The sequence below is a fragment of the Mesorhizobium sp. M1D.F.Ca.ET.231.01.1.1 genome, assembly GCF_003999155.2.
In the GTDB taxonomy this organism is placed as follows: Bacteria; Pseudomonadota; Alphaproteobacteria; order Rhizobiales; family Rhizobiaceae; genus Mesorhizobium.
Window position 1 is genome coordinate 52,647 of record NZ_RZOZ02000012.1, and the last position, 13,157, is coordinate 65,803.

Here is a 13,157-nt window from a genome sequence, read left to right on the forward strand (position 1 = left end):
ATTTTGGGCGGGCGTCGAAGCTGCCGATTTCCCCCGTGGAGGAGATTGGTCAATCGCCTGCCCCTCACCCCGTCCCCGACCTCAGCGCCTCCCTGCCCTCGTCGTCGCGGCGCAGGCGCGCGTCGGAGACCAGCACCACGGGGCACGGGCAGCGCTGCAGCACGCCGCTCGTCGTTTCACCGAAGATGAGCTCGTCGCCCGGCCGCCGCGCCACGCCCATGACGATCAGCGCGACGTTCCTGCCGGCCTGTCGGGCGATGGCGTCGGCGGCGGCGGCCCGCGAGCGGATGGCTGTCTCGATCTCGACGCCATAGCGGTCGGCAAGCGCGACAATGTCCTTCAGCACAGCCTCCCTGCGGCGATGCGAAACCGTGTCACGCGGCTCGTCACGGGCGACCCGCGCAACATAGAGCATCTTGACCGGCGCGCCGGTCACGGCGGCGATGGAAAGCGCCAGCTCGGCGCCACGGCGGGCGACCGACGTGCCGTTGACCGGCACCAGGATCCGGCCCGACTGGTGGCCGAGCCTCGGCATATGCCGGCCGGCGCCCGTCGGCTTCAGCACCAGGCAGAGCGGGCCGTCGAAGGCGCCGGCGATCTCGTTCAGGCGATGCGAGAAGCTGCCTTTCGAAGTCACGGCGCGTCCGAGACCGATCAACAGCATGCCATAGCCCTTGCGCGCTTCCCTGGCGACCGCCTCGGCCGAGAGCGGGTCATCGTGCCGGCGGCGCATGAGCGGCGTTTCATGCGCCGGCTCCTCGTCGGCTTGCCTCGCCGCCTCGCGGCCCTCCTCGGCGCCCTTCTCGATCTCGTCGAGATGCGCCGCCTCGCCGGGCTCGGCTTCGCTTTCGCCGCTGGCATGCAGCGCCGTCATCGGCTTGCCGGCGCCGATCACGCCGGCAAGGTAGGCGGCGAACCGGCCGACCACGCCCTCGTCGACCACCACCAGGATCCGCTCCAGGTTGGCGATGAAGCCGCGCTGGTCGACCTCCTCGCGCTCCAGCCTTTTCTTCTCCGCCTCGCCGATCGGCAGCCGGCCCAGCGCCCAGCGCAGCGTCGGGGGCATGGCTAAAGTGGTGATGACGGCCATGGTGAGGATCATTGTGAAGAGGTTGTGCGAAAGCACGCCGATCGATAGGCCGATCGAGGCGACGATGACCTCGGTCGAGCCGCGCGCGTTCATGCCGCAGCCGACGGCAATGCCCTCGCTGCGGCTCATGCCGGAAAATTCGGCGCCGATGAAGGCGCCGCCGAACTTGCCGATGCTGGCGATCACCACCAGCGCTACGGTGAGCAGCGCAAGCTGGGTATCGGCAAGCACGGTGAGATCGGCAGACAGACCCGCGACGCCGAAGAACACCGGCATGAAGAGCGCGGTGATGACGCCGCGCAATTGCCCCTCGATGTGGCGCGACAGGATCGGCGACTCGCCGACCAGTATGCCGGCGACGAAGGCGCCGAGCACCGTATGCACGCCGATCAGGTCGGTGATCAGCGCCATCGCGCCCATGATGGCGAGGATGACGGTGACCACGGCATATTCCGAGCGGAAGGTGTCGTTGGTCCAGCGGATGGCGTCGAAGACGATGCGCCGGCCGAGCGTGAAGGAAAAACCCATGAAGGCGGTGACGCCGGCGAGCGTGAAGGCGAGGCTGCCGAGCTCGATGCGGCCATGCGTGGCGATGCCGATGGTGATGGCGATGATCACCCAGCCGATCGTGTCCTCGATGATGGCCGAGGAGACGATGACCTGGCCGAGGTCGCGGCGCATGAAGTTCATCTCGCGCACCACCATGGCGACGATCTTGACCGAGGAGATCGACAGCGCCGTGCCGAGGAAAAGCCCGGCAACGACACGCTCGCTGCCGGTGGCGAGCAGCGATGCCGGCATGAACTGCGCCGCCGTGAAGCCGAGCACGAAAGGCACGGCGACGCCTGCGGCGGAGATGGAAAAGCAGGCGCGGCCGACGCGGCGCACCAGCCTCAGATCCGTTTCCATGCCGGTCAGCAGCAGAAGCATCAGGACGCCCAGCTGGGCGATGGCGTTGATCATCGACTTCTGCGCGGCATCGCCGGCAAAGACCAGGCGCTCGGCCGCGGGCCAGAGCCAGCCGAGCAGCGAGGGGCCGAGCAGGATGCCGCCGATCAGCTGTCCCATCACCGCCGGCTGGCCGAGGCGCTCCAGCAATTCGCCGATGCCGCGGCCGACGACGAGCAGCAGGATCACTTCGAGAACGAAGATCCCTTCGCTGGACATGCCGGTCTTCTCGGCAGCCCAGGCGACGGCCGGCGTCAAAAGGAGCGACGCGGCGCCAAGTGCAATCGTCCAGCGCCGATTCGGTAGGAAGGACAATTTCTGCACCCCTCGATTATGCTTGGCGATAACGGTTTCGCATATCCATCGGTTACACGGCCTTTCCTCGCCCCTACGATAGTGGAGGAGAGGTGGCTCGGCAAAGCCGAGACGGAGAAAGGAGCGCCCTACGACCGACCCTCTCCGCCCGCTTCGCGGACACCTCTTCCCGCTTTGCGGGGACGAGGAAAGTTCGCGACAATTCTATTCAAATGCGATTGTGGATGTTTGCGTTTGGGTAAAGCGACTCGCGCATGGTCGATACAAGGCGGGCAATAAGGAGAAGCTAATGAAAAGCGACTTTGCCGCCGCGCACCTGCACCTCGACAGGGCCTGCCACTATCTTCGCGGCGACGACGAAACCAGCCGCATGGCGCTTGCGGCGCTCGACCTTGTGATCGAAGCGGTAGCGACCGCCCAATATGCCAAGCCCGAGGCCGAAGTGGTGCCATTTCCGGCTGCTTCAAAGCGAGCGCTGCCTCCCATCGCATCCTGACTTATCCGCCTGAACAGCGGGAACATTTTTGCCGGCCGCACATTATGCTATATGGGGTGTGGCCGGCTCGTTCGGCCGGCCACGGCGGGAGGCACGTGGCAAGGGGAATGTCACAGGTCCAGACCATAAAGCCAGCCGAGGCGGCCGCTGCGCCGCGAGGGTCCGACGCGTTCGCGCTGAAGCTGACGTCTTCCGAATTCGCTACCACCATGTCGCATTTCCACCGCGCCGAGATCGCGCGCATGGCCGGCTGGCGCGACCGGCTCGACCGCACCAGCAACTGGTCGATCACGGTCGTTGCCGCGATGCTCTCGGTGTCGCTGTCGACGCCGAGCGCCCATCACGGCGTGCTGCTCTTCGCCATGCTCTTGATCACGCTGCTTTTGTGGATCGAGGCGCGCCGCTACCGCTTCTTCGACGTCTACCGGGCGCGGGTGCGCCAGTTCGAGCGCTACTACTTCGCGCAGATCTTCTCGCCGCAGCCGGATTTCGCCTCCAACTGGCTGGCGATCCTTGGCGAGGGCCTGCGCTCGCCGCGCTTCCTCATCTCGCAGCGCGCGGCGCTGGTCCGGCGGCTGCGCCGCAACTACGTCTTCATGTACACGATCCTGATGCTCGCCTGGGTGCTCAAGATCACCACGCCAAGCCTGGCGCGCGAAGGCTCATCCATCGGCTTCGGCGCGTCACTCCTCGACACGTTCCGGGTGGCGACGCTCGGGCCGATCCCTGGCGTCGTGGTGGTGTGCGGTGTGGCGGTGTTCTATGTCGGCATGCTCGCCGCGGCTTTCCTGATCAGCGCCGACGACGGCGAGCTTTCGTTCGGCGACGTGCATGTGTGAGCGGCGAAAGCCGCAACTTTTTTCAAATCAGCCACAGCTTTCGAAGAAGCAAAGCGCACGCCGATGCCTGCCGGGACAACCTCAGGGCCGCGCCGCCGTTAGCACGTTGATAAGCATTTGGTAATAAAAGACGACGGATGAGAGACAGGCCTGGATTCGCAACCAGAAAAGCGCTGTTGCCTGCAGGGCCATGCGGTGCGCATTAAGAGTCAGATCATCCTCAGCATGGTTAGCGCCGCGGCGCTGATCGGGCTGGTTGGCGGTGTCGCCATCTTCACGCAGATGACGGCGACCAAATATCTCGGGCTGATCGAAGCGACCAATGTCGCGCGCGAGCTCGCCGACACTATCGTCTTCAAGCCCTCCGACGGTACGCCTTCGCTGCTCGATCGGCCCGAGGCGCTCACGCAGTTCCTGGAGCAGCAGCATCGGCGCGCGCGGCGGGATTTCATCGTCGTCGATCGCAACAAGGTAATCGTCGCCCATGCCGCCGACGAGGAGCACAAGGCCGGCGACAAATTCGACCACGACCCCGGCAACGAGGTCGGCCAGACACTGCAAGACGGCATCCCACGCAAGTTCGTCGATCAGAACGAGATGAACGCCATCCTGGCCGTTCCGATCGAACGGGGCGAGGACAATATCGTCGGCGCCGTGCTGCTGGAATACGATCCCGTGGTCAACGCCGCCGAGCAGCGCACCAATAACCTGCTCTGGCTGGTCGGCCTCAGCACGGCCGCCGCCATGCTGGTCGCGGCGGGTTTCGCCTGGCTGCTGCTCAGCCGCTTCGGCTCCGGCCTCAAGGACATGATGCACGGCATGCAGGCGCTGGCGCGGGGCAACGCCATGACGCGCATCAGCCATGCCCGCAAGGACGAGTTCGGGCAGCTGGCCGACGGCTTCAACACGATGGCCGATCAGCTCGCGTCGGCGCGGGCGCATATCGAGGACATCGTCGAGACGGTGGCCGAGGGCATCGCGGTGCTCGACGGCGACGGCCGCATCGTCAGCGTCAACCCGGCCGCGACGACGATGATCGGCCGGCGCGCCGACAAGATCGTCGGGCTGCAATGGGACCTGGCGGTGAAGCTGCACGACGCGAAGGGCGGCGACTTCACCGGCGGGACGTCGCCCGTCGAGATGGCCTTGGCTACCGGGCGCCAGCACCAGGGCGAAGTGCGCCTGGCCAGGCTGGATGGCTCGCAAATGCCTGTCATCGCCAGCTGCAGCCCGCTGAGCCGGTCGGAAGGCGGCCTGGTGCTGACCCTCAACGACATCAGTGAATTGCGCCGCGCCGAAGGCATCGTCAACGAGCGCGCCGATCAACTGGCCATCCTCAATCGCGAGCTGCACGAGAAGTCGGAGACGACGACCCGGCTGGTCAAGCTCGGCGAATTGCTGCAAGCCTGCGTGACTTTCCCCGAGGCCTTCTCGGTGGTCGGCACGGCGATGACCGAGTTCCTTGGCGGTTTAAGCGGCAGCGTGCATCTGACCAGCGCCTCGCGCAACATGGTCGAGGAGATGGCCCATTGGGGCGATGTCCGCTCGAGCATCACCCAATTCGCGCCGGAAGATTGCTGGGCGCTGCGGCGCGGCCAGGAGCATGTCGCCGGACCGGGCATGCTGACACCGCGTTGCGCGCATATCACCGAGAACGGCAAGAAGGGCTATGTCTGCATGCCGCTGGCCGCGCAGGGCGAGACGCTCGGCATCCTGCACCTGTGCGAGCCAAACGCGGCCGAGAAGCCGCAATGGCTCGCCGAGCGGCAGCAGATCCTGCGCGGCGTCGTCGACACATTGGCGCTGGCGTTGGCCAATCTGCGCCTGCGCGAGACGCTCAGGCAGCAGTCGATCCGCGATCCGAACACTGGCCTGTTCAACCGGCGCTACCTCGAAGAAACCAGCAGCCGCGAGCTCAGGCGCATGGAGCGTTCGAGCCAGCCGTTGGTGGTCATCATGCTCGACGTCGACCACTTCAAGCAGTTCAACGACACGTTCGGCCACGAGGCCGGGGACCTCGTGCTGAAGCAGGTCGCGGCGACGTTGATCGAGCATGCGCGCGACAGCGATGTGGTGTCGCGCTATGGCGGCGAGGAATTTGCGCTCGTCATGCCGGGATGCTCGCTTCAGGAGGGCGCCGAGCGCGCTGAAACGCTGCGACAGGCGATCAAGAATCTGCATCTGGCGCATCGCGGCCGCACGCTGGGCACCGTGACGGCCTCGTTCGGCGTCGCAGCCTATCCTGAGCATGGCGCGGGCTGGGCCGAGCTCACCAACGCCGCCGACCACGCGCAATACGATGCCAAGGCCGAGGGCCGCGACCGTGTGGTCGTGGCCAGGAACACCCCGCCGGGCGAGCGCCCCGCGATCCAGCTGGTGCCGTCGAAGAAATCGGGCGCGGACGTCAAGGGCTGAGGCCGCCGGCAGCGCGGGGCCGATCGGGCTACTCGCCGTGCGGTCGGCGATGAACTCCGGAGCGCCGCCTGCTTTACAATCCCGGCGGCCTGACGAAGCCGTCGGTAAGCCGCGCGAGCGCCTTGGCGACTGCCAGCAGCTTCATATCCGAATGGCGGCGGCCGACGAGCTGGGCCCCGATCGGCAGGCCCCCGCGGTCGAGGCCGATCGGGATGACGGCGGCCGGATGCCCGGTCAGGTTGAAGCGGCAGGCGTGGCTGAGCGCGCTCCAGTACGGCGTCTCGACGCCGTCGACGGGGATCGGCGCCCCCGTCTCGCGGTGGTGGAAGGCGGTGCACATCATCGCCGGGCAGACCAGCACGTCCCAATCGTCGAAGAAGCGTTCCCAGGCGTGGATGAATTCGTCGCGCCGGTTGAGTGCCTCGAGATAGGCAGCCAGCGAGGGCAAGGCTTCGCGCTGCCGGAAGGCCTGCGAGTACCAGGTGATGAGATCGGAGAGCAGCGCCCTTTCCGCCACGAAATCATGCTGCGGCAGGGCCTCCCGCACGCGCGCTCCCCCGACCTCGATAGCGCCGGCGAAGCCTGCAATTGCCTCGGCGATGTCGAACGCGGTCGGCACGCCCGGGAATTCCGGCGCGAAAGCCACCCGGAGCTGCCCGAGCGGCGGCTCCGGCACTTCGTCCGTCGTCACAGGCGGAACTTCGGTGTCGATGCCGTCGGCGCCGGCGATGATGCGGTGCGCGAGGATGAGGTCGTCGACGTCTCGGGCCAAGGGCCCGATACCGAACAACAGGCGGAAGCTGCGCGGCATGTCGGGCTGATCGGCATAGCTGCCGGTGGCCGGCACGGTCGCCTCGGTCGGCATGAAGCCGTAGATGCCGGTGAGATGCGCCGGCACGCGGATCGAACCGCCGGCGTCGCTGCCGATCTCCAGCGGCACCAGCCCGGCGGCGACCGCGGCCGCCGCGCCGCCGCTGGAGCCGCCCGGCGTGCGGGTGACGTCCCACGGATTGACGGTGCGGCCGAAGATCGGATTGACGGTCTGCAGATCGCGCAGCCTGGGCGGCACGTTGGTCTTGCCGATGATGATCGCGCCGGCCTGGCGCAGCCGCGCAGCGATGGTGCTGTCCGTCGCCGGAACGTGGTCGGCAAAGGCCTCCAGGCCGACAGTGGTGCGCATGCCGGCGGTGGCATGGCCGTCCTTCAGCGTGACCGGCACGCCATGCAGCGGACCGACGGCTTCGCCGCGCGCGAGCGCCTGGTCGGCGGCCTCCGCTCCGGCGCGGGCAGCTTCCTCGTCGAGGGTGACGATGGCGTTTAGGAGCGGATTGACCAGCTCGATGCGGGCAAGCTGTGCCTCCATCGCCTCGACGGCGCTGACGCGCCGCTCGCGGATCGCCACCGCCAGCTCGCCGGCGGTCAGGAAGGTGGTGTCGGAGTGGGTCATGTGTTTTCTCCGGAGGGAGTGGTGAATGGTGAATGGTAATAGTGAGTAGTGAGTAGTGAGATTAGGCTGTACGCATGCCGCGCACTTTGATTTCTATTTTCCATTCACCATTCACTACTCCCCTACTCCCCTATCTTCAGCGCCGTGCGGAACTCCTTCGTGGTGTTGCGGTTCGGATAGGGCTCGGCCGGCACCGGGACACCGAGATGGGCGCAGAGCGGTTCCCAGCCGTCGCCGAGCTTGTGGACCAGCAGGCGCTCGGCCGGCACGGTGTCGAGCACCGCCTCGACATTGGCCTCGTAGGTAGCGATCGCGTGCGCGCGATCATCCGCCCGCCCGCCGAAGACCTTTCTTGAGACCAGCGAAATGCCCAGCGACTCCTGATCCTGGCTGTCGGCGATGGCCGGCAGGATGGTCTTTGCGAAACTCTCCCACCAGCTTTCCGGCGAGCGCCAGGTGAGGATGACGCGCGCGTGCGGGTAGGCTGCGATCAGCTCGCGCCAGTAATGCGCTGACGGCCAGTCGACGCAGGATTTGTAACCGGCGAAGAGACGATCCCAATCCGGCGCGGCGCCCTTGGCGAGCGCCCGCCAAAGCCGCTTCTGCTCGTCATGTGCCATCACCTCCGACATGTGATGACACGGCCCGAAGCCGAGCATCGTCAGCGCCTCGCGCATCGAATCCGTGCCGGTTCGGCCAAAGCCGGTCCCTACTACCTTGATCGACATTTCCCCTCCTCCCTCTGTCCTCCCCGATGGGTCCGCTGCGGCGCGATCAACCTTCCTGAACCACTATCCGCAAGAGATTGCCCTCCGGATCGGCGGTCTCGACGGCACCACCGATGTTTTTCGACGGCGCGCCGGCGGCGGCGAGCCTCAGCGCCACCGCCGCAAGCTCCTCCGCCGACGCGAGCTCGACCGTGAAACAGTCGAGGCCGGCCGCACGCGGCGGCGGCTCGCGCAGCTCCTCGCGCGCCCAGATATTGAAGGCTACCATATGGGGCCGGCGTCCGGTGCCGCAGTCGAACATGCCGAAGGTCCTCGACTGGATGTGCGGGCGGAAGCCGAGCACGCCGACATAGAATTTCATCAGTTCCTCCGGCGCGCGGGCGCGCATGTGGATGTGGCCGATGAAGGCGTCCTCGGCGATCCTCTGCTCGACGTGGCCGGAATTGCCGAGGTCGCGCAGCAGGCCCGGGACGTCCAGCGCCTCGAGCCCGGAATGCGCGCTGCCGTCGGTGGCGATCAGCGTCACGCGGCCATCGGCCGATACCTCCCGGCGAAGGAAGCGCTCCGGCGTGTCGAAGCAGATCTCGATGCCGTTGCCGGACGGGTCGGAAACGTAGAGCGATTCCGAGATCAGATGGTCCTGGGCGCTGTATCTCAGGCCCGATGCCTTAAGGCGGGCGGCCGCGTGGGCGAGGTCGCGCCGCGTCGTCACATGGATGGCGACGTGGAAGAGATCGCGCGATTTCTGCGGCAGCGGCGTCTGCGCTCCGGCATGGAGCACGATCAGCGTCCTGCCGCCGGCGCCTAGCTCCGCGGTCGCGTCGTTCTCGCCCATCGGTTCGAGTCCAAGGGTATCGCGCCAGACGATCAAAGCCGCCGGGATATCGGTCACCTTGAGATGGACCGGCCCGAGGCGGGTGGCTTGAGACAGCAATCCTTCGTCCATCGTCGTCTATCCGATTGCGGTCGGGAACATATTAGCTCTGAACGATATTTCTGTCTTGCGCCAAGTTCGGGTTGACCCCTTCCCGGCGGGCGGCGACTATTGTCAAAAGGCAGTTTGTTTTACGCAATTCCGAATGAGAAACCGCCGCCCGGTTTTCCCTGAATTGCTCAGTCAGGAGGATTTCCCATGGACGAGACCGACCACTGGCGCAACATGGCGAGCGCGCCGCGGGACGGCAGCCGCATCCTGGTCACGGTGCGCTCGTCCGAGCAGGGACCGGCCGAGGTCGACATGGCCTACTGGTCGCGCGCCGACCAGTTCGGCGCGGAAGGTTGGCGTGCGTCGGACTCTTCGCCCGGACGCGTGGTCGAATATGCCGAGCCGGAGCTGAGATGCTGGATGCCGCTGCCGTCGGCAGGGCGGGGATCGATGCCGAGCCCCTGGGAGGGCGAGGATGTGCCGCTGGTGGATGGCGAGGGGATTTAGGCGCGCCTCACCCCACCTCCACCATCACTTCCCCCGCCTCCACCTTCGCCGGATAGGTCCGCAGATTTATACACGGCGGCACGCGTTTTGCCGCTCCAGTGCGGTAGTCGAATGCGCCGGAATGTTTTGGGCATTCGACCTCGTAATCCATGACCAGGCCGTCGGCAATGTGCACCGCCTCATGCGTGCAGAGTCCGTCGGTGCAGAACACCTCGTCGTCCGGCGACCGGAAGACGGCATAGGTCCTGCCGCCGTGGTCGAAGCGGCGGGCGCCTTCCAGTTCGATGTCGTCGAGGCCGCAGGCCCTGATCCAGCCGGTCATTTTTCCTACCTCTAAGTTCGATTGCGGCGGGCCTGCGGGATTGCCCCGGAGGCCCAGCCCTGCGATCAGTTCTTGCCGAGGTACTCCGCCGCGTTGGCCGGCGTCACCAGCTCGAAGGGCACGTAGACGACGCGGTCGACCTTCTCGCCCTTGGCTAAAGCAAGCGCCGCATCCACCCCGCCGCCGCCCTGCCCCTTGGCGTTCTGGAACACCGTCACCGAGAGCTCGCCGGCCTTCATCGCCTGCAGGCCATCCTGCGTGGCGTCGATGCCGCCGACCACGACGTTCTTCATGTCGACGCCATTGGCCTTCAGCGCCAGGATGGCGCCGATGGCGGATTCGTCGTTGTTGGCGATGACGGCGTCGGGCGCCGGACCGGCGGTCAGCCAGTTGGTCATCAGGTTCTGCGCATTGTCGCGCGACCATTCCGACGACTGCTTGTCGGTGACCTTGATGAAGCTGCACATGTCGGTCGAAAAGACCTGCTCGACATCCTTGGTGCGCTGCAGCGCCGCCTGGTGCACCAGGCTGCCCATGACGATGTAGGCCGTGGCGCCGGCGGACCTCCCCTTGGCGCGCAGCATCTTGCACACCTCGAAGGCTTCCAGCGTGCCGGACTCGACCTCGTTCGAGCCGACATAAACCTGCTTTTCCGGCAACTTCGCCATGTCGACCGGCTCGAGGTTGACGAAGACCAGCGGAATGCCGGCCTTGGCCGCTTCCTCGCTGATGGTCTTGGAGGCGTTGGTGTCGACCAGCGTGACGATGATGGCGTCGACGCCGCTGGCGATGAAGTTCTTGACCTGGTCGAGCTGCTTGGCGACGTCGTTCTGCGCGTCCTCGACCTGGATGTCGACACCCTTTTCCTTGGCGCGGTCCTGCATGCCGTGCATCAGAAGCGTCTGGAAATTGTTGTCGAAATTGACGATCGAGACGCCGAGTTTGGCGGCGAAGGCGGTTGCCGGCATCGACAGAGTCGCGGCAAATGCCGTCGACCACAGAGCGACCAAAACCGTCGAGATGAGAAGTTTCTTCACGGATTTCCTCCCTTTGCGGATGGGCGCCGGTTCACCCTGCTTTTGTCTCCGGCCCTTTCGGGATGGCTCAGGTGGACGGGCGGCTCACGCCGACCCATTTGGCTGTCTATTCGGGCGTCATTTGGCGGCGGCGTTGGCGCGCGCCTTCTTCTTCTCGTAGCGAGCCTGCATGCGGTCCTCGCCTTCCTTGCTGCCGTCGTGAAAGGTGCCGAACCAGCGGTCGAAGGGGATCAGGCCGTCGCCGTAGTTCACCTCGAAATATTTGTGGTGGAGGTAGTGGATGTAGGCGTGGCTATCGACGGCTCTGTCCTCGGTCAGTTCGACTTTGTCGAAACCGACATGGCCTGGAATGGCGCCGAAGCCGGCATAGTGGAGCTGATAGAGCGCCATGAGCGGGTTGGACGGAATGATCAGGTGCCAGAGGGCGACGCCGAGATAGCCGAGCTGCTCCACCGGATGCATCGACAACGACGACCAGGGCGACGGATTGACCGAATTGTGGTGCACCGAATGCACCCATTTGTAGAGCGGGGCCCAGTGGATGGCGCGGTGCAGCAGGAAGAAGTGCGTCTCGTGGATGATCGGCACCACCAGCGCCAGGCAGAACAGGTAGACCGGATGCGCGGCGAAGGTCAGCCACGGCACGTAGCCATTGGCGTAGGCATAGAGGATCGCCACCTCGATCGCGGTCCAGATCGGCATGCCGGTGCCGAAGGTGCGCAGCATGTTGTCGATGTTCTGGTTCTCGAAGAAAAAGGCCTTGCTCTTCTGGTCCGAAGGCCATTTACCGTTGTATTTGAAGCGGTTGCCCTGGGCTCTCAAAATGTAGAGTCGAAGCTCGAAGAGGCCGAAGAAGACGAGCAGCGCCGCGCAGTTGACGATGAAGAGACGCAGGAACCAGCCAACGGAGAGCGTCTTCATCACCTCGACGTCGGGCAGCACGAAGCGCCACCACGCCACCGCCGAAAGCGCGAACAGCAGGTTGTAGGGCAGGAAATAACCCGGCAGCCATTTCAGCACCGCCAGCGGGCGCGGCGGAAAGACGAAAAGCGGCGCGGTGCCGGCCGGTTCGATCGGAGCCCAGTCGCCCCTTTCGTTGCGCGTGCCGTATCGAAGATCGTCCATGGCTGATCTCACAAGGATTGTGCGAGGGTGAGGAAGCGATCGTAGGCGGCATCGTCCATGTCCACCTGGTGCTTCGCTTCCGGATAGGCGCCTTCGGCGACGTCGCGGCCGAAGGCGCGGAAAGCCGCGATGCGCTTTTCCTGCAGCTCTGCTTCAAGCGTGACGAAATCGGCATAGTGCTTGGCGTGGCGCGGATAGTGGCCGGCATGGGTGCCAAGCACGTCGCAGGAGAAGAGATACTGCGTGTCGCAGGCGCTGCCGCAGCCCATGCCCATGGTGATCAGCGGCGTCGAGCGGGTGATGTGCTCGGCGAGCCTTACCGGTACCACCTCGACCTCGATGCAGGCCGCGCCCGCATTTTCAAGATCCTTTGCAGCGCGCAGAACCTTGAAGGCTTCCTCGGCGGTGCGACCAACGGCACGGAAATTCGTCCAGGTGGCACGGTTTGGCACCAGGCCGACATGGCCGGTGACCGGGATGCCCTCGGCCGCCATCGCCTCGATGAAGCGCGGCGAATGCGATGAATAGACCGCATCGGCGCCGCGCTTCATCATGGCGAAGCCCAGCCGCACCGCCTCCTCGGGCGAGGCGACGGCCCCATGCGGCATGCCGACGGAGAGGAAGGCGTGAGGTGCCGCCTCGCGGATGGCTTCGAGATTGTGGTCGGGCTCGCAGGAGAGGATGGCGATGCCGCAGGCGACCGCTGCGGCGGCCTCGACCGGCGTGTCGACATGCAGTTGCAGCCATTTGCGGCTGCCCTTGGCGCTCTGCAGGTCGTAGGCCGTCAGCCGTCTCGTCACCGATGTTCCTCCCGTTCGCGGGCGGATCGATGGCGGTTGGAAAAGCTCCCCCTCACCCGGATTGCCACCTCTTCCCGAGAGAAGAGGATGCCGCCGGCGCCGGTGCTGCGCGGCGGCCGGATGAGGGGGAGAATGCCTGCGCCGATCGTCTCCCGGTCACCGG

The 13,157-nt window shown here is 65.8% G+C and carries 12 protein-coding genes; 4 read left to right on the top strand and 8 right to left on the bottom strand.

The genetic code is table 11. From position 1 onward, the window contains the following. Positions 1-64 precede the first annotated feature (64 nt). Positions 65-2,257, bottom strand: coding sequence for a cation:proton antiporter (locus EN874_RS26040; RefSeq protein WP_168247621.1), 2,193 nt, complete (start codon positions 2,255-2,257; stop codon positions 65-67). A gap of 385 nt (positions 2,258-2,642) precedes the next feature. On the opposite strand from EN874_RS26040, the gene EN874_RS26045 reads away from it, so the two are divergent. From EN874_RS26045 to EN874_RS26055, 3 genes are all read left to right on the top strand, one after another. Then, positions 2,643-2,849 carry a hypothetical protein gene (locus EN874_RS26045; RefSeq protein ID WP_127427857.1) on the top strand — a complete coding sequence of 69 codons (207 nt, stop codon included), beginning with the start codon at positions 2,643-2,645 and terminating at the stop codon, positions 2,847-2,849. A 107-nt stretch (positions 2,850-2,956) separates the two neighbouring features. Continuing rightward, positions 2,957-3,688: a DUF2270 domain-containing protein gene (locus EN874_RS26050; protein ID WP_127427856.1), complete on the top strand. Its 732-nt coding sequence runs from the start codon at positions 2,957-2,959 to the stop codon at positions 3,686-3,688. Positions 3,689-3,883: 195 nt separating this feature from the next. After that, positions 3,884-6,103, top strand: coding sequence for a diguanylate cyclase (locus tag EN874_RS26055; protein WP_127427855.1), 2,220 nt, complete (start codon positions 3,884-3,886; stop codon positions 6,101-6,103). A gap of 73 nt (positions 6,104-6,176) precedes the next feature. Here the strand turns inward: EN874_RS26055 and EN874_RS26060 are convergent, their stop codons facing one another. From EN874_RS26060 to EN874_RS26070, 3 genes are all read right to left on the bottom strand, one after another. Then, a complete protein-coding gene (locus EN874_RS26060; protein ID WP_127427854.1) occupies positions 6,177-7,550 on the bottom strand; it encodes an amidase family protein in 1,374 nt (457 codons plus the stop codon). Between the two features lie 122 nt (positions 7,551-7,672). Further along, the gene (locus EN874_RS26065; protein ID WP_127427853.1) at positions 7,673-8,278 is read right to left on the bottom strand and encodes a sulfotransferase family protein; all 606 of its coding nucleotides are present in this window, start codon (positions 8,276-8,278) and stop codon (positions 7,673-7,675) included. A gap of 46 nt (positions 8,279-8,324) precedes the next feature. Continuing rightward, a complete protein-coding gene (locus EN874_RS26070) occupies positions 8,325-9,224 on the bottom strand; it encodes a VOC family protein (RefSeq protein WP_127427852.1) in 900 nt (299 codons plus the stop codon). A 186-nt stretch (positions 9,225-9,410) separates the two neighbouring features. On the opposite strand from EN874_RS26070, the gene EN874_RS26075 reads away from it, so the two are divergent. After that, positions 9,411-9,710, top strand: a complete 300-nt coding sequence (locus EN874_RS26075; RefSeq protein ID WP_126084676.1) for a hypothetical protein — start codon at positions 9,411-9,413, stop codon at positions 9,708-9,710. A gap of 7 nt (positions 9,711-9,717) precedes the next feature. Here the strand turns inward: EN874_RS26075 and EN874_RS26080 are convergent, their stop codons facing one another. From EN874_RS26080 to EN874_RS26095, 4 genes are all read right to left on the bottom strand, one after another. Continuing rightward, positions 9,718-10,032, bottom strand: coding sequence for a MocE family 2Fe-2S type ferredoxin (locus EN874_RS26080; protein WP_127427851.1), 315 nt, complete (start codon positions 10,030-10,032; stop codon positions 9,718-9,720). A gap of 65 nt (positions 10,033-10,097) precedes the next feature. Beyond that, a complete protein-coding gene (locus EN874_RS26085) occupies positions 10,098-11,069 on the bottom strand; it encodes a sugar ABC transporter substrate-binding protein (protein ID WP_127427850.1) in 972 nt (323 codons plus the stop codon). A gap of 117 nt (positions 11,070-11,186) precedes the next feature. Continuing rightward, positions 11,187-12,194, bottom strand: coding sequence for a sterol desaturase family protein (locus tag EN874_RS26090; RefSeq protein ID WP_127427849.1), 1,008 nt, complete (start codon positions 12,192-12,194; stop codon positions 11,187-11,189). Between the two features lie 8 nt (positions 12,195-12,202). After that, a complete protein-coding gene (locus EN874_RS26095; protein WP_127427848.1) occupies positions 12,203-12,994 on the bottom strand; it encodes a 3-methyl-2-oxobutanoate hydroxymethyltransferase in 792 nt (263 codons plus the stop codon). Positions 12,995-13,157 lie beyond the last annotated feature (163 nt).